The sequence below is a fragment of the Desulforhopalus vacuolatus genome (assembly GCF_016918505.1).
Classification (GTDB): Bacteria; Desulfobacterota; Desulfobulbia; order Desulfobulbales; family Desulfocapsaceae; genus Desulforhopalus; species Desulforhopalus vacuolatus.
In genome coordinates this window covers 1-23,011 of record NZ_JAFFPZ010000010.1, presented here as the reverse complement: position 1 = coordinate 23,011, position 23,011 = coordinate 1, and the positions used below count along the sequence as shown (strand labels likewise).

Below are 23,011 nucleotides of genomic sequence, written 5' to 3'. Positions count from 1 at the left end.
AGTTTATTTCTTCACAGAGAGAATTTTTCCTTCATGAATCAGGGCGAGCTCAAGCACGTCATCCATATGCTCCACCGGTGTAATAGTCAGAGAATTACGAATCTTCGGCGGAACATCCGCAAGATCCCTCTCATTCTCCGCAGGGATAAGTACATGGGTGATATTTCCCCGTTTCGCGGCGAGCAGCTTTTCGGTAAGGCCACCAATTGGCAGTATCCTGCCACGCAGAGTAATCTCTCCAGTCATGGCAAGATAATGCTTCACGGGAAACTTCGTCAGAGCAGAGGCAAGAGTAGTGGCAAGAGTGATCCCTGCCGAAGGTCCATCTTTGGGAATAGCCCCTTCCGGGACATGGATATGAATATCAAGTTTCTGATAAAAATCATCCGCCAGCCCCAGAACCTCAGCGCGGGAACGCACATAACTGAGCGCGGCCTGCGCGGATTCCTGCATCACATCACCGAGCTTTCCGGTAATAATCAGTTTTCCCGCTCCCGGCATCAGGGTCGCCTCAATCTGCAGCAACTCACCGCCAACCTCCGTCCATGCAAGGCCGGTGGTTAATCCCACCTCATCGGTCTCCTCCGCTGTACCGTGGCGGAATCGAGGTGTTCCAAGAAATTTCTTGATACTCTGGACACTTACCCGATATTTTTTCTTCTGATCTCCGCGTTTCTGCCGATCTCTGGCAATTTTCCTGCACAGTGATGCAATATAGCGTTCAAGGGTCCGCACCCCTGCTTCACGGGTATAAAGGCGGATTATCTCCATCAATGCACCGGACGTAAAGTTGATATCCCCTGCTTTGAAACCATTTTCTTTCAGCTGTTTGGGGACAAGAAAACCCTCAGCAATTTTCTCTTTATCTTCTTCAGTGTACCCGCTGAGGGTGATGATCTCCAGGCGATCCTGCAGAGGAACCGGAATACCATGAAGACTGTTGGCCGTCGTGATGAAGAAAATTTCTGAAAGATCATAGTCGAGGTCAATATAATGATCATTGAAGCTGTTATTCTGCTCTGGATCCAGCACTTCAAGCAGTGCTGCAGAGGGATCACCCCGAAAATCCGCAGACATTTTGTCAACTTCATCAAGACAAAACACCGGATTGGAAACCCCGACTTTCTGCAGAGACTGAATAATTTTACCAGGCATCGCGCCGACATAGGTACGCCGATGGCCACGAATTTCCGCCTCATCCCGTACACCACCAAGAGAGAGTCGGGCAAACTCACGCCCCATCGCCCGGGCAATAGAACGACAGATCGAAGTCTTCCCGACACCCGGAGGACCAACAAGACAGAGGATCGGCCCTTTAAGTTTTTTCACCTGGGCCTGTACAGCCAGGTATTCAAGGATGCGCTCCTTGGGTTTGGCAAGTCCGTAGTGATCGGCATCAAGAATCTTTTCTGCTTTATTAACATCAATCTTTAAGCGGCTCTTTTTCTTCCAGGGAAGACTGATGATGGTATCAATATAGTTGCGTATCACCGCTGTCTCTGCAGACATCGCTGGCATGTTACGCAGTTTTTTGAACTCTTTGAGGGTCTTCTCCCGTGCAGCTGCGGGCATTTTTTTCGCGAGAATAACGTTCTCAAGCTCACTCATTTCATCCGTGCCATCCTCATCACGGCCAAGCTGAGACTGAATTTCGTGAACCTTTTCGCTGAGAAAATAATCCCGCTGATTCTTGCCCATCTTCGCCTTCACTTTGGCATCGATGGACTGCTCCAGTTCAATCATTTTCACTTCACGCTGCAAAATAATGAGAACCTGCTGCAGACGATCCTCTATGGAATCAGCCTCAAGAAGTTTCTGCTTTTCCAGAGAGTTAACAGGGAGATGTGAAAGAATAACGTTGAGATACTTATGGGGATTTTCAATGTTCTTAATGGTTTTCAGGACGTCTTTAGCGACCTTGTGGCTGCTGGCTGCGTAATTTTCAAAGCTTCGACTGCATGCACGTTGCAGAACTTCCCCGAGAGGGTTGGAGCTGAAATCAACAGATTCCTCCATCTCTTCCACCTCAGCCTGAAGAAAGTCACCATGGGGAAGATAGGAGATAATTCGTACCTTGCGCTGTCCTTTAACCAGGGTCTTTATAGTTTCATCTGGAAGACGGAGAATCTGCATGACAGAAACGAGGGTCCCGTATTCATACAAGTCTTCCGGAGCGGGAGTGTTCACCTCCGAGGCTTTCTGAGTCACCAGAACGATCTCAGTGCTCTTCTCCATAGCATCTTCCAGTGCAAGAATGGAAGGTTTCCGGCCAACCACCAGAGGTGCAACCATGTACGGAAAGATAACAATATCTCGCAGGGGCATAATTGGGTAAAGTTTTGTGGTCACGAAATCTCCTTGCCGCAAAGATAAAACCCCCTTTAATCAGAGATTAAAGGGGGAAAATAAATACATGGGAACATTGAATAACCTGTCTTTCGCCCATTTTTTTCATTACAGTCAAAAATTTATCCTCGGAGGTAAGCGCCAGACTCCGATATCAATCACACCGGTGATGAACAGTAAGCCGGTATAAGCACCTGTGATAAATTTTCTCCTGTGCCTCGAATATGAACGAAATACAAACTGTTTCAAGGTACCCACATGTCCTGAATCAGGCCGTTTTCCGTTTCTCTTCCAGATCCTTTCTGTAGAGAACGGTTGGGTAATCCCCGTTGGTAATTACCTCCTCATTAATCAGGCAATCCTCTACACCCTCACGGGAAGGAAGATCAAACATTACATCCAGCATCGCCTCTTCAATGACAGAACGCAGACCTCGGGCACCTGCTTTGCGGGAGAGAGCCTTTTGGGCAATAGCAGTAAGCGCACCTTCCGTAAAACGCAATGTAATTCCTTCAAGCTCAAAAAGTCGCTGATACTGCTTTGTCAACGCATTCTTTGGTTCTTTGAGAATGCGGATAAGATCATTCTCTTCCAGCTCTTCCATAGTGGCAATAACGGGCAGGCGTCCGACCAGCTCGGGAATAAGGCCAAACTTGAGCAGGTCTTCCGGCTGAGTCTGCTGCAGCAGTTCGCCGATTTTTTTCTTCTCGCCGATTACCTTCGCGCCAAAGCCAATGGATTTTTTTCCGCTGCGGCGACTGACAACCTTGTCAAGACCGACAAAAGCCCCGCCAACAATAAAAAGAATATTGGTGGTGTCGATCTGCACCAGTTCCTGCTGCGGGTGTTTGCGTCCCCCCTTGGGCGGGACAGAAGCAACAGTTCCTTCGATAATTTTCAACAGTGCCTGCTGCACCCCTTCCCCGCTCACATCACGGGTAAGCGAGGGGCTGTCTGCCTTGCGGGCAATTTTGTCAATTTCGTCAATATAGATAATACCACGCTGTGCCTTTTTTACATCGTAATCCGCTGCCTGCAACAGAGAGACAAGGATATTCTCCACATCTTCACCAACATATCCGGCCTCGGTAAGGGTGGTGGCATCGGCCATGCAAAACGGTACATTGAGCACCCGTGCCAGCGTCTGGGCAATCAGAGTCTTACCACTTCCCGTCGGACCAAGCAGAATGATATTGGATTTCTGCAACTCCACGGTATCGTCATTACCCACCGGCGCATTGATGCGCTTGTAGTGGTTGTGCACCGCAACAGAGAGTACTTTTTTTGCAAAGTCCTGACCGATAACATAGTCGTTGAGGTGATCATTGAGTTCCCGGGGAGTGAGCTGCGTGAGAGCTTCTTCTGCATGCTCCTCCTCTTTTTTATCGTCTTTCTCGCTTCCCTCAATAATTTCCTGGCACGCCAGTACACACTCATTACAAATATGTACTCCGTCCGGTCCCTGCACAAGGCGATTCACCTCATCCTTTCCTTTACCACAAAAGGAACAGCGTGCAGTGCTTTCGTCGTTATATTCGTCGCTCATAATCCACTTCCAGTATTTCAGAAGGTCACCCCGAAAAGCCTGTACAATCGGGGTAAATCACTGAATTTTTATTCCTTTTCCAGTTCATCACGCCTGCTGAGAACCTTATCGATCAGACCGTATTTTTTCGCTTCATCCGCACTCATGAAATTGTCACGCTCGGTATCAACTTCAATCTTTTTCAGTGTCTTTCCAGTATGTTTTGCGAGTATGGTGTTCAAATCTTTTCTCATGCGGAGAATCTCACGGGCATGAATATCAATATCCGTCGCCTGCCCCTGAAATCCACCCATCGGCTGATGAATCATGATGCGCGCATTAGGCAGACTGTAACGTTTACCCGCCGAGCCGCCTGCCAGCAGGAAGGCCCCCATGGAGGCAGCCTGCCCCATGCACAGCGTGGCAACGTCGCACTTCACATACTGTATGGTATCGTAAATCGCCATGCCGGCAGTCACTGAACCTCCGGGAGAATTGATGTAAAAAGTAATATCCTTTTCCGCATCTTCTGCTTCAAGAAACAGCAGCTGAGCAACAATTACGTTAGCGACATCGTCAGTTACAGCTGTGCCCATAAAGATAATACGTTCTTTAAGCAGCCGGGAGTATATATCAAAAGCCCGCTCTCCACGTGGACTCTGCTCTACCACCATGGGTATGACACTCATCGAAATCTCCTTGATCCTGAAATAAGTTCGACTGCACGGGCACGCGGCCCGATGCAGTCGATATATCGTGAGGTAAAGCCCTCACCTGCACCAGCACAAAAACAATAAGTCGCGGTACGCAGGATGCAAGCAGGGCCAGGCCTCTCTCGGTAGAAGACTACAGATTATTCGCCGTCTTCTTTCTTCTCTTCAACGGCAGCCTCTTCAACAGCAGCCTCTTCAGGTTTCTCGGCGGGCTCAATCATAACGGCGCTCTCGCGCAGAAAATTGAGAACTTTTTCATTGAGAAGTTCGCCTATGAACGGCAGGAGATCATCGCGATTTTTAAAGAACTCCTTCACTTTGGCAACCGGCATGTTGTACATGTCACCAATTCGCTTGAAGCCCCGATCCATATCCTCCTCTTCAACCTTGATCTCCTCAACCTCTCCAATCTTCTTGAGAATAAAGTCACCTCGAACCCTCTGGGCAGCGGGCTCTTTATTTTGTTCCACAAGAGTATCACGGTTAATTCCAGCAGCCTCAAGGCTCATGCCCATCTGTTCAAACTGCTGTTCGGTCTGCTTGATCATTTGATCAATTTCATAGGCAACGAGACGATTCGGTACTTCGAACGCATGGAGTTCAAGGAGCTTCTGCACCATTTTGTCAGAAACAGCACCATCGGCTTCACTCTGACGACGACTGATCAGACGCTCTTTTACAGCAGCTTTCAACTCATCAAGAGAGTCGTACTCTCCGACATCTTTGGCAAAATCATCATCAATTGCAGGCAGTACACGCTCTTTAATATTTTGAATGATAACTTTGAATGCAATCTTTTTGCCTTTCAGCATCGGGTTGGGATGGCTCTCGGGGAAATCTACTTCATGAGTTCCCTCTTCGTCTTTTTTCATGCCGACGAGTTTTTCTTCAAACTCCGTCCCCATTTTCCCTGAGCCAAGCTCAACAGAGTAGTTTTCCTGCTTCACCTGAGGCATGGCATTGCCTTTATAGAAGCCCTGGAAATCAACGACAACAGTATCACCTTTCTGCGCCGCACGGTCTCCAACAGATTCAAAAGGTGCTTTACTGCGCTGCATCCGCTCAAGTTCCTGCTGCATTTCGTCGTCGCTGACTTCAACAACTTCCTTCTCAATCTCAAGGCCTTTATAATTGCCAAGCTCAAAGACAGGATGGACATCAACTTCGGCAATAAAAGTAAAGCCGCCGTCATCGTTATATTTTACATCTTTGATTTCAGGATGGGTAATGGGGTCCACGTCATCACGTTTCTCCACAATGTCAAAATAGTTATCCTGAACCAGCTTTTCGCCCACCTCTCCTTCAACCTGGCCCTTGTAATATTTCTCCACCACAGAACGGGGCACTTTGCCGCGGCGATACCCTTTCAGGCGAGCCTCACTCATGAGCTTGTCGTAGGCTTCTTTAAGCCTGGGCTGCACAATGTCGGAAGGCAGCGTAATTGTAAGTTTTCTGGTGAGAGCGCTGAGCTCTTCTACTTGGACATCCATTCAAATCCCATCCTTTTTTTCTGAATTCACAGCAGGCCGAGACGGTTCCGGCGCTTCTGATTTACAATAATTTATGGTGCGAGAGGGGGGAGTCGAACCCCCACACCAAAGGCGCCAGATCCTAAGTCTGGTGCGTCTACCAATTCCGCCACCCTCGCAACCGCTTCCTGACACCAGCGAAACGCTCTTTTTTACTGCAAATGGTGAATTTCGTCAAGCTTAACATGGTGAGATTATGCCGAAACGAAGGCTGAAAGCCCTCTGCTTGCGAAATCAACTCTAACGAATTATCTTCTTTATGGTTCGAATACCGTAAATACGATGGTGAGATTGAAAGAACAATTTTTTCTCCACAGAAATAAAAAAGGATCCCCATGATTTTCACATTCAGCAAGATCATCCCCACAGCTCTTTGTGCCCTGCTTCTCAGTGCCAGCAGTATTTCTGCCCTTCCTCCCGGCTCTGATGCCCCTGGTTATGACAACCAGATCCGCTGGCAGAAGCTGCCGGAATGGCAGATAAACAGTGGTGCAATTGATATGGTTCACTCCCTCGGCGGCAGGCGGCTTTACGTACTTACCGACAGGAAAGAAGTGAAAATTTTCGGGGATGAAACCAGTACTCAGGGCCAATTACTCGGCACCATTCCCGTTGCCTCCGGTATGGATAAGATTGACATCAGTCCGGACGGCTCGACAGTCTATCTGCTCAACAGCAAAAGTGGTGCAGTCAATGAACTTTCCGTAACCTTTCACAAAGATTTCGACCTTGCAACAACCCCAATGAAGGGAGATAAAAACGCCCCTGTTTCCATCGTTGTTTTTACTGATTTCCAATGCCCTTTCTGTAACAAATTACCGCCAGTGCTTGATGAAGTGCTGCAAAGAAACAAGGGAAAGGTCAACCTTTACTTCAAAAACATGCCGCTCATAACTATCCATCCCCAGGCAGAAAATGCAGCAAGAGCAGTCGTAGCAGCAGGTGATCAGGGCAAATTCTGGGAGATGCACGACTTGCTTTTCAATTCTGACTCCCTTGATTCAGAGACCATTGAAGGGTTTGCCAAAAAGCTCAATCTTGATATAGAACGCTTTGAAGAAGACGTCACCAGCAATGAAACAACCAATAAACTTCGTGCTGATCTGATGGAAGGCCAGCTCAACGGGGTGAACGGTACTCCCTCCATTTTTATTGATGGCTGGCCACTTGGCAACCGTTCACTTGAAGGATTCCAGACAATGATTGATTCAATCCTGAAGGAGAAAAAACACTCAGTATGAAATCGCAGACCACACGGGTTATTGAGTTTTCTGACAACACCCGGGCCTCCACTCTTTATGGCGACCTCAATAAAAATCTGCAGATGCTTGAAAAAAGTGCAGGTGTTTCTCTTCAAGCCCGCGGTTCCCACGTACGCATCACAGGTTTGCCCTGTGATGTTGACCTTACTGCAGAACTTTTACAGCAGCTCTATGATCTTCTCAGCTGCGGTTATCCGCTCTATTCCGCCGACATTGCCTTTGGCCTGAAGATCCTCCAGGGCAACCCTGATGCCCGCCTTGACTCCATCTTTCTTGATAAGATCTATGTTACCACCCGCAATCGCATTATCTCCCCGAAAACACCAAATCAGAAGCGTTATATTGACGCTCTGCGGAACAACGATATCGTTTTTGGTATCGGCCCGGCAGGTACAGGGAAGACCTATCTTGCCGTGGCCATGGCGGTGGCAGCACTTACCTCGGGGAGAGTTCAGTCAATCATCCTGACCCGGCCAGCAGTGGAAGCTGGGGAAAAACTTGGTTTTCTCCCCGGCGACCTCGCTCAGAAAGTTAATCCCTATCTGCGCCCCCTGCTCGATGCTCTTGCAGAACTTCTCGGCGCCGAAAAGACAATTGACATGATGGAGGAAAAAATAATTGAAATCGCCCCCCTGGCTTTCATGCGCGGCCGCACGCTCACCAATGCCTTCATCATTCTTGATGAGGCACAAAATACAACCCGAGAACAGATGAAAATGTTTCTCACCCGCATCGGCTTTGATTCTGTGGCGGTAATTACCGGCGACATTACACAGATTGACCTGCCCAACCACGCCCAGTCCGGCTTGATTGAAGCCCAAAAGCTGCTCAATCGCATTCCTGGTCTTGAGTTCTGCGCCTTTGGCAAGGAAGACGTGGTACGCCACCCGCTGGTGCAGAAAATTATCAACGCTTATGAGCAGAAATAATGTCGACACTCCTGACCGTACACCATCCGCACTTTGAAAATTTTAACTTTGACGGGAACGCACTTGCCCACTTCGCCGATGCCCTGCTCAAAGAAACAGATCACGCAAAATATGGACTCTCCCTCGTATTGACAGATGATCAGGAAGTTCGTCACCTTAACAAGACCTACCGACACAAGGACAAGGCCACCAATGTCCTCTCTTTCCCTTTTACTGATGGTGCTGAAGCCTTTCTGGGAATGCTGCCGGTATACGAACTTGGTGATATTTTCATCTCCCTTGATACCGCATGCAGGGAGTCAGAAGAGTATGCCCAGCCCTTTTCCCGGCGCATGTGCTGGCTGACCGTTCACGGACTGCTTCACCTTCTCGGCATGGACCATGAGCGCTCCAGAGAAGAAGCACAACAGATGTTTGCCCGGGAGAAAGAGCTGCAGAACATAATTACTCCTGCCGAATTTGGCCTGTAATCGACATTTTACCACGGAGGATGAATGAAACTTCTTATCGTTTTGCTTTCTCTGCTCTTTCTGTTTTCCCCTGGAAAACTTCTGGCGAAAGAAAACATACTGCTCCTGAAAACATGGAAAGGTGAGGATGTCTCTGGCTGGCTGATGAGTGAAAAACTTGACGGTATCCGTGCGATTTGGGATGGCAGGATACTGTGTACCCGCAGCGGGAAAGGGATTGCCGCCCCTCAGTGGTTTGTGAAGAAACTTCCACCCTTTGCCATCGACGGCGAACTCTGGACCCGCCGGGGAAACTTCCAGAACATTCAAAGCATTGTCATGGACCACCGGCCGAGCGAAAAATGGCAGGAAATCACCTACAATATCTTTGATGTTCCCAATGCCAGAGGCGGCCTGCAGCATCGTCTGATAAAACTCGCTGACTGGCTGCAGTTGCACCCCACTCCCTGCATTCATATTCTGGAACAGATCCCATGCCGAAACAATGCCCATCTTGAGGCATTCCGCCGTGATATTGAGGCAAAGGGAGGTGAAGGAGTCGTGGTTCGTAATCCCGATGCACCGTATGAGAAGAAGCGCACCGCGAACGCGCTGAAGGTGAAAAGTTTTGAGGATGACGAGTGTGTGGTAACAGCACACCATGAAGGCAGGGGACATTTTGTCGGAATGCTCGGCGCCTTCAGTTGCCGACTTCCAAATGGGCAGGTGTTCAGGATTGGCAGTGGCCTGAAAAAAAGTGATCGTCTCAATCCGCCGGCAATCGGGACAATCGTCACCTTTAAACATCAGGGCTGGACGGACGGAGGGAAACCACGTTTTCCCGTCTTTCTCAGGGTGAATGTAATAAAACAGAGATAAAATACGATAATTGTCGATTGACACCATAAAATCAAATATGGTAAAAGCTGTATCACGTAATAATAAAGAAGTGAATACGTTTACACTTGTGAATGGGCGGATGATGGAATTGGTAGACATCGGGGACTTAAAATCCCCTGGCGCAAGCCATGCGGGTTCGATTCCCGCTCCGCCTACCAGCAATGTTGTTTAAGATTTTTTAGAGATCGACAGCTTCCCCTTCCCTGGTGCTTCTGCCCCCTTCTCTTCAGGTGACAGCGCCGGGATTTTCCCCTCATTTCTTATCCCTTTTTACCTTTTCAACATTTATCCTTCTTAAAATTAACACAAACGAGGCCTGTAATGGCATACACCGGCATAAAATTCACCTGTCACCAGATCTCCCCTTCCTTCTCATACCAGGACGACCTTGCACAGCTGAATCGTTCCGCCTGGATTTTGTCACAACTGGGTCTGGCTCCACTGCACGATAACGGGGCCTATGGCAATTTCTCCTGCCGGGGAGAAAAAGAACCGGAGTTTTTCATCAGTAAATCAGGGATGACTCCCGTCGAAGAATTCACTCCAGAGCAATTCTGCCATATCACCGCCTGTGATGAAGAAAAGATGTCTCTTGATTACCACGGTCTTGCGGTACCATCCTCTGAAACATTTATGCATCACCTCATATATCAGAACCGTACAGATATCGGTTCCATTCTCCATGGCCACTGCGATATCATGACCAGGCTCGCCGAAGAACTCGGCTTGCCCATCACCCCTCAGTTTTTGGAATATGGTACCGAGGCACTGGCCCGGGCCGGATTGGAACTGGCGGAAAGTGAGGACTTTTTCATCCTTAAAGACCATGGTTTTATCTCTCTTGGAGAAGATATAAACATTGCTGCCCGGCAGACCTTCTCCATTCTGCATCAACTGCTCAGCCTGCTCGAATCCAGCTGAACCGCTCCACCCTCCCGCAGAGCATTGACTGCCCCGAGAAGAGCCACCACCGCCGTATCTACCTTGAGGATACGGCTTCCCATGGTACAGCAGCGAAAACCCGCCGCTTGAAACAGTTCCACTTCGAAGTCTATCCACCCCCCTTCCGGACCAACAGCGAGGGCAATACGCCCCCGTTCTCCACTGACCAGATCCGCCAGTGTTTTCTCTCCGAAAGGATGGGCAATGAGCTGCAGTTCATGTTTTTTCTTCTGTCGCGGCCAGAAATCCTCTATAAAAGATTTGAACCTGCGATGAAAGATCACCTCCGGCAGGCGGGTATCCACCGCCGCCTGTTCCAGCCCCTGACGGAGATGCAGCTCATACTCTCCCGGATCAAGCAGGTTGCTCTCCCAGAAGCTCTTTTCCACCCGCCGACTCTGAATGATATGAAAAGTACCGACGCCGAGAGCCGTGGCCTGGCTGAGAATACGCTTGAGCATAATCGGCCGGGGCAGAGCCAGGATAAGATCCAGAGCGGGTTGTTCCGGTGGTTCTTCGGTTAATTCGACGGCAAGCAACACTTCAAAGGGATATTTTTTCTGCAATACGAGGATCGTTCCCCTGCCGAGCCGCCCCCCGACTTCCCCCATCCGCACTGAATCACCGATTTCGGCCCGCAGTACTTTGACAATATGTTCTGCCCGGGCATCCTTCAGCAACACATTGTTATCTTGTATTTCTTCCTCATTGAAGAGTATTATATTCATAGTTATTCTCCGAAAACCATTTGATGGAGCCAGCTGCGCTCCCTCCACTTTCCCCGTGATTCCCATGCTCTTTTTGTATAACCTTCTGCAACTCCTTCTTCTTCCGATCCTTGCACCGGTTCTGGCCCTTGTGGTCCTGGGGCGGGCGAAATATCGCCACCGTACTCCCTCACGTCTGGGATGGGGGATAAGAAATTTTCTGACGAAACCCGAAGAAAAGCGCCTCACCTTCTGGGTGCATGCCCTCTCAGTTGGCGAGACAACCTCCGCAGTACCCCTGCTTGAAGGAATTCGCGCAGCCTGGCCGGAAAGCAAAATTATCTTTTCAGTTACCACCCGCAGCGGTCGTCGGGTCGCGAACAGAGTCATGCACGACCTTGCGGATATTGTTATCAACAGCCCTTTCGATATCCTGCCGGTGGTCCTCCGCTTCTACAACAGAATTGAACCGGACTGTTATATCCTGGTGGAGACTGATTTCTGGCCAAATATTCTTCACATCATGCACCGACGCGGTGTCCCGACTCTGCTGGTCAACGGCAGAGTATCTGATGAGGCCCTTGCCGGCTACAGGAAACTGCGCTTTTTCTTTGCACCGATGTTCGCCAGCTTCACAGCCCTCTGCCTGCAGACAACTGCTGATTCCGAGAAGCTTAAGAGCCTCGGTCTCCCCCCGGAACATCTGCATACCCTCGGCAATCTCAAATTTGACACCATGGCACAGGGAGACAAAAACAGCGCCGTGCTTGAGGAGATCAGCCGACTGCTGCCTGCAGGGCGTACCATTTTTATCGCTGGTTCCACCCATCCAGGAGAAGAAAAGATCCTGCTGGCAAGTTTTGCGCTCCTGAAAAAGGAGTTTCCAAAATTGTTCCTGATTCTCGCCCCGCGTCATGTTACCCGGGCAGTAGAATTGCAGAAAATTTGTGCCAGGGCAGGCTTTCCCGCCGTACTGCGTACAGATGAAGAGAAGGCAAAAGATGTCTTAATTCTCAACACCATCGGTGAGCTTGCCACCTGCTACATGCTTGGCGAAATTTCATTTGTTGGCGGTTCACTGGTGAAAAATGGGGGACACAATCCTATCGAACCTGCCCTGGCTGGTCATCCAGTTTTTTTTGGTCCGTCAATGGAAGATTTCAGTGAAATAACCGAAGATCTGCGACGGGAAGGTGCCGCCACCACAGTTCACAATGCAGGGGAACTGGCAAATTTCATGCGGCCTCTGCTTGTTGACAAACAGAAAAGACACAAGGCAGGCGACAAGGCCCGACAATGTGTGCTGCGTCAGCAGGGTGTCATTAAACGCCACCTGGACCTGATTCGCACCTTCCTGAACACGAAGCGGTGAAATATTTAGTTCTTCTCTCCCGTCATTACGTTCTTGTTCCTTTTACTGTTGCCTTCATTACCGGCATCGCGGCAGGCCATTACTGGCTGCTGCCCGAGAGAAGATTGAAGCCGTTTTTTTTTATTATTGCGATCCTCGCAACTGTAACCTGCTGGTATTTTATAAAGTATAGACCACGAAAAACTTCTTCCTGTCTCCCCCTGTATCTTCTTGCTTTTCTTCTCGGGGCGCTGTTCGTCTCCACAGCTCTACGTCTGCCGATACGCTCAAACGTGTTCTATTCTTTCCCTGCAAAGAGAGATGCAGTAATTATCGGCACGATGCTGAAAATGGCGAAGCAGAACGATCGCACAAGCTCGGCAACCATTGAGTGCAGTGAGGTTCGTTTCGCCGACAGTGATTTTCAGCCGGTGACAGGCAGGGCAACGGTCAGTCTTGAAGGCCCATGGCCAGAAGATATTCTGCCGGGAAACCGACTGATGGTTCGTGCCACCTTCAAGCGACCGCAAAGCTGGCGTACTCCGGGAACCTTTGATTACACCCGTTACCTTGCAACACAAGGAATTACCATCACCGGTTTCAGCCGTTCTTCACTCTTTTTCACCCGGCTGCCAGCTGTTCAGCACTCTCTGATCCACAGAACAGTCTTTGCCGCCGAGCGCACACGTACCCGCCTCGCCAGAGCAATCAATACGTCCCTGCCCGAGAAGAATGCCACTCTCTTCCGTGCCCTTCTCCTCGGCGACCGCAGCGGAGTTGATGACCAGACACTGGAAAACTTCAAAAGGGCCGGAGTACTGCATACTCTGGCCATCTCCGGCCTGCATCTCACGGTAGTTTCAGGACTTCTCTATCTGCTCTTCTATCTACTGTTAAGCCAGTCAGAACATCTGTTGCTCTTTTACCCCGTACACATTCTCTCATTCTGTGCCACCCTGCCGTTCCTTCTCTTTTATGCCTTTCTGACAGGTCTCAACCCTCCCGTCCTGCGGGCTGTCATAATGGCAATCGTGGTCACCTGCGCAGTAATCACACGCCGTGTGGGTTCATCATCAACGCTGCTCGCCACAGCGGCTCTCGCCCTGTTGATCCTCAACCCGCTGCAGCTTTACACGGCCTCCTTTCAACTCTCTTTTCTTGCTGTCGCGGCAATATTTCTGTTCATCCCCCTCATGGAAAAAGTGGGACAAAAGCGTGTCACCCTTACAGCCACCTGGGCCGGTCGCATCGCTGCTGCATTTTTTCTTTCCTGTGGAATTACCCTTTTCACTGCCCCTGTAACCATTGTTCAATTCAATCGCCTGAGCGCAATCGGCCCCCTCGCCAATCTGCTGATAGAGCCGCTTCTCTGTCTCATCACTCTGCCCCTCGGCCTGCTCGCCCTCCCCTTTCTCTACGCCGGGAATCCGATCGGTCCTCTGCTTTTGAAGCTGGCCAGTCTGCCGATGGAACTTTCCACCTGTCTTGTAAAATGGTTTGCATCTTTACCCTGCGCTTCTTTTGCCATCGCCGCAGAGGAACCGTGGTTTGCAGTGGGCACACTGCTCTTCTACATTGCCCTCGGCCTGCTGGCACTGGGAGCATTCTATAACCGCTGGAATCCGGCACAACGCCGACTGTCTGTCAGGTGCGCGGCCTTTCTTCCCGGACTGCTCCCGCTTGCTACAGCACCTTTTTTATTTTTCCATCCTCCAGCACATCATAACCGGGCGGTCTTTCTTGATGTAGGGCAAGGCAGCGCCACTTTTCTTGAATGGTCTGATGGGAAACGCATTCTTGTGGATGGAGGAGGCGGAGTCTTTACCCGCGACCTCGGTAAACGAGCTATTGCCCCTTTTTTCTGGAGTAAGGGGGTCTCCCGCATTGATGCAGTGGTTGCCACCCATTCTGATGCAGACCACACCCGCGGACTGCCCTTTATTGTACAGACTTTTCATCCGCAGGCTCTCTACCTTCGGGCTTTGCAGGAAAAAAACAAACTGGTTGCAAGGATGGAGAAATCTGCAGTTAACGCTGGCAGCAAAGTTTTCAGCCCCGCCACGGGAGAGACCCTTTCTGGCAATCACCTTCTCTGTCTGTACAACTTTGGCCTTCCTGATAGAAGAAAGAGGAAAACGAAAAACCGCGGTCTGGTGCTGCTTGCCCGCTTTCAAAATAAGGAAATCCTCCTTCCCGGAGATATTGATAAAGAAGCAGAGCAGATGCTGATCGACATGGGGAAAATTCATCAAACGAGTCTGCTGCTTGCCGCCCACCACGGTTCCAAAACATCCAACAGTGCAGAACTGCTCAACCGACTCAATCCCCAAATTGTTTTCGTTTCCAATGGAGATCGACCAGGAATTTTTCCCTCGACAAGCCTGATTAAAGAGCTGAAGCAGAGAAATATCCCGCTTCTTGACACACGACACTATGGGACAATAGAGATTGAATTTCTGCAGAAAGGATGGCGGCTTTTTCACTGGCAACGCCCGAATCACAATCCTCTTCTTCCCCTTAAGAAAATTGAAATACTGCTGTAATACCATTTCCATTTTGTGTTAACCAGAGAACGCAACTGCGTGGACATCTTTTTTGGCGATGACGAATGAGTAATAATACGTGTTTATCCGTGTCCATTCGTGGTTCCTTTTGCATTTTGTAACCACGAATGGACACTAATTTTCACTAATATCAACTACATTTTTTACCGCGAAGAATGCTAAGGAAAGTAAAAGCGAAAAGACTTTTTGCCAACGAATAACTGCTCGAATAAGGCGAATAAGGGCAAAAAGAATTTGAAAACAAAGAATTTTTCTATTTAAAGCGGGAAGGCAATTTTGGGCGATTATGAATGAGTAATAATTCGTGTCCATTCGTGTTCATTCGTGGTTTCTCTTGCAGTTCCTTTTGTGGTTCCTTTTGTCGTTTGTAACCACGAATGGATAAACAGGATGCAAAACGGGGTATAACTTAATAGGAATGGTATAATTCGTGTTTATCCGTGTCCATTCGTAGTTCCTTTTGCAATTTGTAACCACGAATAGACACGAATTTTCACGAACAGGGACAACGCATTAAACGAAAACGTTTGCATCCGAAGTTAAGCCGTACAGTGAGGAGTATTATGAATAAGATTGGCTACCACGGAAAACACGGAAGGACACGGAAAACATCAATTATCTTAAAGTAACAAATTTAAAACCAGGATTATTAATCAACTTTGGGAGTATCCGAAAATCGGAGTTGAGCGTTTGGGCGCATTCCCATTTTCCCGGTCAATAATAACTGTCCGCTAAAACCCTCAATTTTTCTAGGTTTAGCCTGCCGGGAAAATGGGAATGGCGGGCCTCTCAATTACTCTAACTTGCTTATTTTGTGTTATTTTTCACGGCAATCTCTCTTCTGGACTGATAGTGTTGTTTTTTATGTTTATGGGTAATACCATTCCTATTAAGTTATGCCTCATTTGGGGGCCCAATCGCGGTTGTACCTGCTCTTAATAATTCCGGGAATTACTACCAGTTTAGCCCACCAATGGTTGTGTAATTCCACTGTTATCGTTACCTTTCCCGTCACAGTGTAGACAAGGCATGCCTTGTCTCTACAACACCATTGCTGGAATCACTGTTGTAGCGATTTTTCACCAGGGATGTGTAATGTCACCGTTATGACAACATGGCGTGTATTGTTTCGCGGGGGATCGGTGATAGTCGCCATTTCGCTGATTGCCGCCACCGTAGAGACAAGGCATGCCTTGTCTACACAACAACATTGTGGGAAACCACTGCCGTGCCGATTTTCCATCAATGGTGATGAATCAATACAAAATGGAAATGGTATAACAGGCTCATGGTAGCCGGGAAAATGGGAATGCGCCCGAGCGTTTTACGCTCTAATATTCCGAGCTTTCCGTGTCTTCCGTGGTTTACCAGGAGCATGAGAACAGACCGAATTCAACCACAAGGGCATTCTCTTATGTTTTTTTTCAGTAATAATTCGTGTTTATTCGTGTCCATTCGTGGTTCCTTTTGTCGTTTGTAACCGTGAATGGATAAACAGGAGACAAAAGCATAACAGGAATCGAAAAGAAAAAAGCGGCGGAGAACCCGAAAGGCCACCGCCGCTCTACGTTGAAGATTTCTTGAAAAATAGCTGAAATTAGACTTCAGTGAAGTCTGAAGGCGCGTTTTTCAAGTATTTGAGGAAACGGGGTTTTTCAATGCAATTCGTATACGCATCGTTTGCACTGATTTGTTTTTTCAAAAGAAAATTTTCAATGGCATCATCCAGGGTCTGCATGCCATACTTTTTCCCCGTCTGCATGGAGGAGATAATCTGGAAGGTTTTTCCTTCACGGATCAGGTTTCGTACTGCAGCGGTGGCTATCAGAATCTCCAATGCCGCGCAACGCCCCTTTACATCCACCCGCTTGAAGAGTGTCTGCGAGACAACTGCACGCAGTGAATCAGCAAGAGTGGAACGAACCTGCCCCTGCTGGTTGGCTGGAAAGATTTCAATAATCCGGTCAACTGTTTTCATGGCGTTGAGAGTATGCAGAGTACTGAAAACGAGATGACCTGTCATGGCTGCTTCCATGGCGAGAGAGATGGTTTCCAGGTCGCGCATCTCACCAACCATAATGATATCCGGATCCTCACGGAGCGCGCCGCGCAAGGCAGCAGTGAAACTCCTGGTATGCGTTCCGACTTCACGATGGTTGATAATACACTTCTGACTCTGATGAACAAATTCTACAGGATCCTCAACAGTGATAATATGGTCTTTGCGAGTTCTATTACACTCATCAATGATAGCGGCAAGGGTGGTAGACTTCCCAGAACCGGTTGGCCCGGTCACAAGAACAAGTCCCTTGGGCAACTGAGAAAGGCGAGAGATAACTCCTGGCAGGCCAAGTTCCTTAACAGTCATGATGTCGCTGGGGATCTCCCGAAAAACAGCACCGACACCATTTTTCTGTTGAAAATAGTTACAGCGATAACGGGCCATGCCCGGAATCTCATAACCAAAATCCACATCACCGGTCTCCTCAAAGACACGGATTTTCTCTTCTGGACAGATCTCATATAACATCATACGCAGGGCATCATTTTCAAGACGCTTGAACTTTACCCGCTCCATATCGCCGCGGATACGCAAAACCGGCTGTTGCCCGGCAACCATATGAAGGTCGGATGCCCCCTCATCGTTCATCAATTTAAAAAAACCATCAATCTGTGCCATTGCACTTTACCTCTGTAGAAGACCCTGAATAGCCAGTCTTTCGCCCATTTTCTTCGTTACAGTTAAAAAATTATCATCGGAGGGAAGCGCCAGGCTCCGATATCAAACTGGATCTGCGGTAAATTTTCTCCTGTGTCTCGAATATGAACAAATGCAGGCTGTTTCAAGGTACCCTGTAGTTAATCTTTTCTGATTCCCAAATAATATTCAGGGTACCCTCTCATTATATGAAACATTATTTATCAACAGCAGGTATTCTTTCCGTCAAAAATTGTACAACTTCGTCTACATCATCCAATACAGTGAAGAGAGAAAGATCTTTTTCTGCAATGTTCCCGGAGGAAAGCATCTGCTCCTTCAACCACTCCACCAGCCCGCCCCAAAATTCGCTCCCGAAAAGAACAATGGGAAACGGTTCAATACGTTTCGTCTGAATAAGAGTTATAGACTCAAAGATCTCATCCATCGAACCAAAGCCACCCGGCATACAGACAAAGCCCTGAGAATATTTCATCAACATAACCTTTCTCACAAAAAAGTACTTAAAATCCATAGAAAAATTAGTATAGGGATTCGGCACCTGCTCATGGGGAAGGGTTATATTAAGCCCGACCGAAACGCCGCCTCCTTCAGAAGCCCCTTTATTTGCGGCCTCCATGATGCCTGGTCCTCCGCCGGTAATAATGCCAAAACCGGCATCGACAAGCCCCCGGGCAATCTCTGTTGCCAGCTTATAATACTTTTCCCCGGGCTTTGTTCGTGCAGAACCATAAATGGTAACTGCCGTGGTATCTATGGAACCAAGACCATCAAACCCCTCAACAAATTCAGCGAGAATACGAAAAACACGCCAGGAATCACTGGCTTTCGCGTTACTTAAGTCGTAGGTCGGATCCTTGACAATTTTTCCGAAAGATCTTTTCGTTATCACTTTTTTCTCCTGTTATATTTCCTGAATTTTCAATTTTTGGATGGCAATGCCTGTGCGCTATCACTCTATATAAGGAGATTAACGACATGCTTTCAGGCCTGTTCTGGCAGCGATATATGTCGTATTTCCATGCTTTTCTGAATCAAGAATTCGCCGAAACCATCGCTCGGCCGAGCGCTTTTCCCCTGTTGCGAGGCAGAGTTGAGCCATTTCAAGCCGGGCGGCACTGCGCCAGCGCTTGCTCCGCATGCAGTCCGCAAGTTCACTTCGTGCCTCTGCAAACTGTCCTTCCGCCGCAAGAGCACGGGCATAGATAATTCGATGGGCCCAATTTTGCGGCTCTATCTCCAGGCTTTTCCGACAAAGAGTCAGTGCAATGTCACTCCCCTCGCCGGTCTGCAGATAGGTGTCACCGAGTAAAGCCATTGCGACAGCGTTAAAACGATCGAGATTGAGCGCTTTCTGCAGATAATCACGGGCGCGGCGAAATTCGCCGAGCCCATGGCAGGCCTCTCCGAGGCGGCTCCACACTCTTCCATTTTTACGCTGGTCCGTATTTTTCTTCAGCCATTCGTTGAAATATCGATCTGCATCTGCAAAACGCCGACAGAGACAGGCCGCATTCCCAAGCTGAAAAAGCAGGTCCTGCAGAGTTTCATCATCAATCTCTTCACTACCTTCCCGTTTAGAGCTGAGCAAAGCCTTTTCGAAAGAAAGAAAAGCTGTCTCGTCTTCTCCACTGTCATGCAGAGCAAGACCAAGGTTGTACATTGCCATGAAGTTCTTCGGAGCGAGACGCAGCGCCGCGTTAAAATTCTCCATTGCAGAGGCAGTGCGATTCATCAACGCCAGAGTCACTCCAAGGCTGTTATAGAGATTGATCTCTTCCGACCCATCCGGATTAACAGGAGGCGAAGCAAGCCCACGGCGATATTCCCTCACGGCTGAGATAAGGTCACCATCTCCGAAATAAATATCACCACTGATATTCAGGCTTGTCTGATCAAACTCTACAACACTGCTGCTGCCAAAAAAAGAGGCATGAATCAGCGCCTTGCGGCAATTCTGCAGGATTTCACTCTTACGAAAATCATAAAAGGGGAAAATGGCAATCCCTGCAGAGAACGTTCGGCCCTTCGCCTCTCCTCTGTTCATGAGCTGCTTCGCCAGCTTCATCGCCTCACTGTTTTTCGATACGGGAAAGAAAAACCAGGCAGAGACAGAATCGTCACTGATCACAGCAGAATGCGTAAATTCTTCCTCAAAATCTGGAAGGAGGGCATTGTGATCATCTGCCTCAACCAGCAGAAGTTCAAACTGCTTTTCTTTTGCTGCAAGGCGACTGATCTTTCTGCGCACACCTGACGATGCAGGAGCAAGTGGATGCAGGTCAGGCCAGGCCAGTTGCAGCCAGGTACAGAAACTGAAAGGACCACGCTTCTCAGCGTACTGCAGGGCTGTCCATGCTTCATTCAGCAGAGTCCGTCCCGCAGTGTGATTTTCCTCGTTCGGAACAGCCTTTCTACTGCTGCCAATATGGACCCGGCAACAGCCCTCTTTTTTTAACCAGGCGACCAGTCTTTTTTCAAAATCGTGGTTCCCGGGAATATCCATCGCAGGATCGGCAGAGAGAAGAAGTGCAAAGGTGAGACTTCCTATATAATGAAGGGTTGACCTGTCAGGACCAAAGTCTCGCAGGGCGCGGGCGCAGTGCTCAAGGTACCGGTGATCGCGCAGCCAGGTCTGGCGGCGCCCGGGAAGCTCTACAAGAAGCAGGAAGAATCCCGGAGTTGTATCCCATGAATCGAGAACAGATTGCAGGTTGGCAAGGTTGAGAAGTCCGGTTTCCTGATCGATTCGTGCTTCACGCAGAAGGGTAAATTCACCTTCAAGTTTTTCACGAACCTCTTCAAGCCAAATCTCATCCAGCCGACGCAAAAACTCGCTGTCTCCACCATATCCTGCTGTAATTACCGGTGGAGCATCCAGGAACTGAAAGGAGAAAAGCAGAACTCCATCTGCAACACCATAAAAGAGCTCACCAGACATAATCTGTCGATAGAGTTTCTTCAGCATTTCACTCTCCGCATTCTCAGGAGAATGTGGAGGTAATTCCTCACTGTTGAAAAACAGAACTTCCTTCACTGTAGGAAGCATCTCCTCCGTTCGAGCCGCAAAAGAACTCGAAAAGAGCTGAAAATCTTCGTGTTGAAGATGATTGTCGGTAAACGGTACAGGAAAATTTTCAACCACGTATTTCTCCATCTGTGCTGCTTAGAAATTGATTCAGTTCTTGTGCAAGTTCAGGAATTTCACGCTCCTGAACAGTTCTCATATCAAGAACGAAGTGACCATTTTCAACGCGTCCGATAATCGGCACTGCCATCTTGCGAAGCCCTGTTTCGAGGGACTGGATTGTCACCTCTCCATTATAGTAGAGCGCCCTGCTGTCGATAGAATGTTCTGGCATGGCCCCTCCACCAACGCGTGAGAAGACGGATTTAATACTGAAATCTCTCTGCAGAGCAGTATCAAGCAAAGACAGCAGTCGTACACATCTCTCCTCAACCTGCTGAGGGGATTGCGTCAACATCCGCAGAGTTGGAATCTTCTGAAGAGCCTGTTCAATATCATAATATTCACGAAGGACACTCTCGAGAGCTGCAAGAGTAAATTTATCTATGCGCAACGCACGATTAAGGGGATTTTTTTTAATTCGATCGATAATTTTGCGGCGTCCGACAATGATTCCCGCCTGAGGCCCGCCGAGCAGTTTGTCGCCGCTGAAGGTGACGACATCAACCCCGGCTTTGACGATCTCCTGCACAGTCGGCTCTCTGGGCAGGCCATAACGGGAAAAATCAACAAGAGAACCACTGCCCAGATCCTCCATAGTCAACACATCATGTTTTGCGCCAAGGGAAACCATTTCTTCTACGGAAACCTCTGAGGTAAAACCTATAACTCTGAAATTCGATGTATGGACACGTAATAACAGCGAAGTTTCTGGAGTAACAGCATCTTCATAATCAAAGAGATGAGTACGATTGGTCGCGCCAACCTCAACAAGCCGGGCCCCGCTCCTTGCCATGATATCGGGGATACGAAAGGATCCTCCGATTTCCACAAGCTGTCCGCGCGACACAATAACCTCCCTCCCGCCTGCAAGTGTATCAAGGGCAATGAGGACGGCAGCAGCATTATTATTAACGATAATCGCACTTTCCGCTCCGGTAAGATCGCAGAGGATATCCTCAACAAGATCATATCGGCTGCCCCGCTGCCCTGTATGAAGATCAAATTCAAGATTTGAATAATAACCTCCGGCAAGATGAAGCATGTTACAGGCCGCCGAAGAAAGGACAGATCTCCCAAGATTGGTGTGAATCACCACTCCAGAGGCATTGAAGACTCGACGCAAACGAGGAGCAGTCATCTCAGCAAGACGTGAAAGAAATCGTTCCTGCCACTCTTCGGAGGAAACAGCGGAACTCGAACCTCCGGACAAAATAACACGCCGTTCCTGCTCAATGGCAGTGCGTATCGCTTTGAGAATCAGTTGTCGGGGTGCACCTGGTGGAGTGTGGCCTTCCAGTAGCAGTAGACATTCATCAATTTTAGGGAGGGCCCGCAAGAGATTTTCAGAGGGGTGAGTCATGCTGATATTTCCATGGAAGAGAGGAAGAAGTCTGATAACAAGCAGTAAAAACGCAATAATAGTAGAAAGGAAATAGTTTGTCTCTTTCTTTATCAAACTGTTTTGAGATTGTTCTTGACCTTTATTCTTCGATCACGTATATTCCCGCCTTCGTTGCAGATGACATGGGCAAGACGCCACAGAGACTCTGCATCGGAGAGTAAAAAAAAGAGTTGACAGGATGAATCAGAAATGATAAATACTGACGGCTTGCCGGACGCAAAAACTGCACTGCAGGGAAAGCAAACGGCAGGAAAGAAAAGAAAATAAAAAGTGTTGACAGAGCGGTTAGAATTTGGTAAAAACTTGCTCCTGTTGCACAGCGGAATTCGCACCGCATCTTCCTGATTACAGGAAGAAAAGTAACGATCCTTGAAAACTGAATAATAACAAAACAAATGAGCTCTCGAAGTCTTTGACTTCAATGAGCAAGTTTTTGTAATTCTAAAAAAACGAGCTCTTACAACTTGTAAGAAACTATCTTCG

Annotated in this window: 18 protein-coding genes and 2 tRNA genes; 8 read left to right on the top strand and 12 right to left on the bottom strand. The window is 48.5% G+C overall.

Translation table 11 applies throughout. The annotated features are described in order from the left end of the window. Positions 1-3 precede the first annotated feature (3 nt). From lon to JWG39_RS08105, 5 genes are all read right to left on the bottom strand, one after another. The gene (gene lon, locus JWG39_RS08125) at positions 4-2,325 is read right to left on the bottom strand and encodes an endopeptidase La (protein ID WP_205218976.1); all 2,322 of its coding nucleotides are present in this window, start codon (positions 2,323-2,325) and stop codon (positions 4-6) included. Positions 2,326-2,614: 289 nt separating this feature from the next. Beyond that, a complete protein-coding gene (gene clpX, locus JWG39_RS08120) occupies positions 2,615-3,892 on the bottom strand; it encodes an ATP-dependent Clp protease ATP-binding subunit ClpX (RefSeq protein ID WP_205218894.1) in 1,278 nt (425 codons plus the stop codon). A 68-nt stretch (positions 3,893-3,960) separates the two neighbouring features. Continuing rightward, positions 3,961-4,560: an ATP-dependent Clp endopeptidase proteolytic subunit ClpP gene (clpP, locus tag JWG39_RS08115; protein ID WP_205218893.1), complete on the bottom strand. Its 600-nt coding sequence runs from the start codon at positions 4,558-4,560 to the stop codon at positions 3,961-3,963. Between the two features lie 164 nt (positions 4,561-4,724). Further along, the gene (gene tig / locus JWG39_RS08110; protein ID WP_205218892.1) at positions 4,725-6,074 is read right to left on the bottom strand and encodes a trigger factor; all 1,350 of its coding nucleotides are present in this window, start codon (positions 6,072-6,074) and stop codon (positions 4,725-4,727) included. Between the two features lie 74 nt (positions 6,075-6,148). After that, a tRNA-Leu gene (locus tag JWG39_RS08105) sits at positions 6,149-6,232 on the bottom strand. Between the two features lie 216 nt (positions 6,233-6,448). On the opposite strand from JWG39_RS08105, the gene JWG39_RS08100 reads away from it, so the two are divergent. From JWG39_RS08100 to JWG39_RS08075, 6 genes are all read left to right on the top strand, one after another. After that, a complete protein-coding gene (locus JWG39_RS08100) occupies positions 6,449-7,354 on the top strand; it encodes a thioredoxin domain-containing protein (RefSeq protein WP_205218891.1) in 906 nt (301 codons plus the stop codon). Beyond that, complete coding sequence (locus JWG39_RS08095) at positions 7,351-8,304, top strand: PhoH family protein (protein WP_205218887.1); 954 nt, start codon at positions 7,351-7,353, stop codon at positions 8,302-8,304. Before JWG39_RS08100 ends, JWG39_RS08095 begins: the two co-directional genes overlap by 4 nt. Beyond that, the gene (gene ybeY / locus JWG39_RS08090; protein ID WP_205218886.1) at positions 8,304-8,774 is read left to right on the top strand and encodes an rRNA maturation RNase YbeY; all 471 of its coding nucleotides are present in this window, start codon (positions 8,304-8,306) and stop codon (positions 8,772-8,774) included. Before JWG39_RS08095 ends, ybeY begins: the two co-directional genes overlap by 1 nt. Before the next feature lie 24 nt (positions 8,775-8,798). Beyond that, the gene (locus JWG39_RS08085) at positions 8,799-9,632 is read left to right on the top strand and encodes a DNA ligase (RefSeq protein ID WP_205218885.1); all 834 of its coding nucleotides are present in this window, start codon (positions 8,799-8,801) and stop codon (positions 9,630-9,632) included. Between the two features lie 94 nt (positions 9,633-9,726). After that, positions 9,727-9,811 (top strand) — tRNA-Leu (locus tag JWG39_RS08080). A gap of 163 nt (positions 9,812-9,974) precedes the next feature. Further along, complete coding sequence (locus JWG39_RS08075) at positions 9,975-10,574, top strand: class II aldolase/adducin family protein (RefSeq protein ID WP_205218884.1); 600 nt, start codon at positions 9,975-9,977, stop codon at positions 10,572-10,574. On the opposite strand, the gene JWG39_RS08070 is transcribed toward JWG39_RS08075, so the two are convergent. After that, complete coding sequence (locus tag JWG39_RS08070) at positions 10,544-11,323, bottom strand: 16S rRNA (uracil(1498)-N(3))-methyltransferase (RefSeq protein WP_205218883.1); 780 nt, start codon at positions 11,321-11,323, stop codon at positions 10,544-10,546. The two genes, JWG39_RS08075 and JWG39_RS08070, sit on opposite strands and share 31 nt — an antisense overlap. A gap of 64 nt (positions 11,324-11,387) precedes the next feature. Here JWG39_RS08070 and JWG39_RS08065 point away from each other — a divergent pair, with 64 nt between their 5' ends. Next, positions 11,388-12,674 carry a 3-deoxy-D-manno-octulosonic acid transferase gene (locus tag JWG39_RS08065; protein ID WP_205218882.1) on the top strand — a complete coding sequence of 429 codons (1,287 nt, stop codon included), beginning with the start codon at positions 11,388-11,390 and terminating at the stop codon, positions 12,672-12,674. Continuing rightward, on the top strand, positions 12,671-15,196 hold the full coding sequence (locus JWG39_RS08060) for a DNA internalization-related competence protein ComEC/Rec2 (protein ID WP_205218880.1): 2,526 nt from the start codon (positions 12,671-12,673) through the stop codon (positions 15,194-15,196). The genes JWG39_RS08065 and JWG39_RS08060 overlap by 4 nt, the downstream gene beginning before the upstream one ends. 1,081 nt (positions 15,197-16,277) lie before the next feature. Here the strand turns inward: JWG39_RS08060 and JWG39_RS08055 are convergent. From JWG39_RS08055 to JWG39_RS08030, 6 genes are all read right to left on the bottom strand, one after another. Continuing rightward, a complete protein-coding gene (locus JWG39_RS08055; protein ID WP_205218879.1) occupies positions 16,278-16,460 on the bottom strand; it encodes a hypothetical protein in 183 nt (60 codons plus the stop codon). A 354-nt stretch (positions 16,461-16,814) separates the two neighbouring features. Beyond that, positions 16,815-17,897 (bottom strand): type IV pilus twitching motility protein PilT, encoded by a 1,083-nt coding sequence (locus JWG39_RS08050; protein ID WP_205218878.1) that lies wholly within the window; start codon positions 17,895-17,897, stop codon positions 16,815-16,817. 235 nt (positions 17,898-18,132) lie between these two features. Next, positions 18,133-18,825 (bottom strand): LOG family protein, encoded by a 693-nt coding sequence (locus JWG39_RS08045; protein ID WP_369130594.1) that lies wholly within the window; start codon positions 18,823-18,825, stop codon positions 18,133-18,135. 81 nt (positions 18,826-18,906) lie between these two features. Then, positions 18,907-21,081: a tetratricopeptide repeat protein gene (locus JWG39_RS16930; protein WP_205218877.1), complete on the bottom strand. Its 2,175-nt coding sequence runs from the start codon at positions 21,079-21,081 to the stop codon at positions 18,907-18,909. Continuing rightward, complete coding sequence (gene selA, locus JWG39_RS08035; RefSeq protein WP_205218876.1) at positions 21,074-22,486, bottom strand: L-seryl-tRNA(Sec) selenium transferase; 1,413 nt, start codon at positions 22,484-22,486, stop codon at positions 21,074-21,076. Before selA ends, JWG39_RS16930 begins: the two co-directional genes overlap by 8 nt. A 92-nt stretch (positions 22,487-22,578) precedes the next feature. Beyond that, positions 22,579-23,011, bottom strand: a 433-nt coding sequence (locus JWG39_RS08030) for a hypothetical protein (protein WP_205218875.1), incomplete at its 5' end; no start/stop codon positions are given.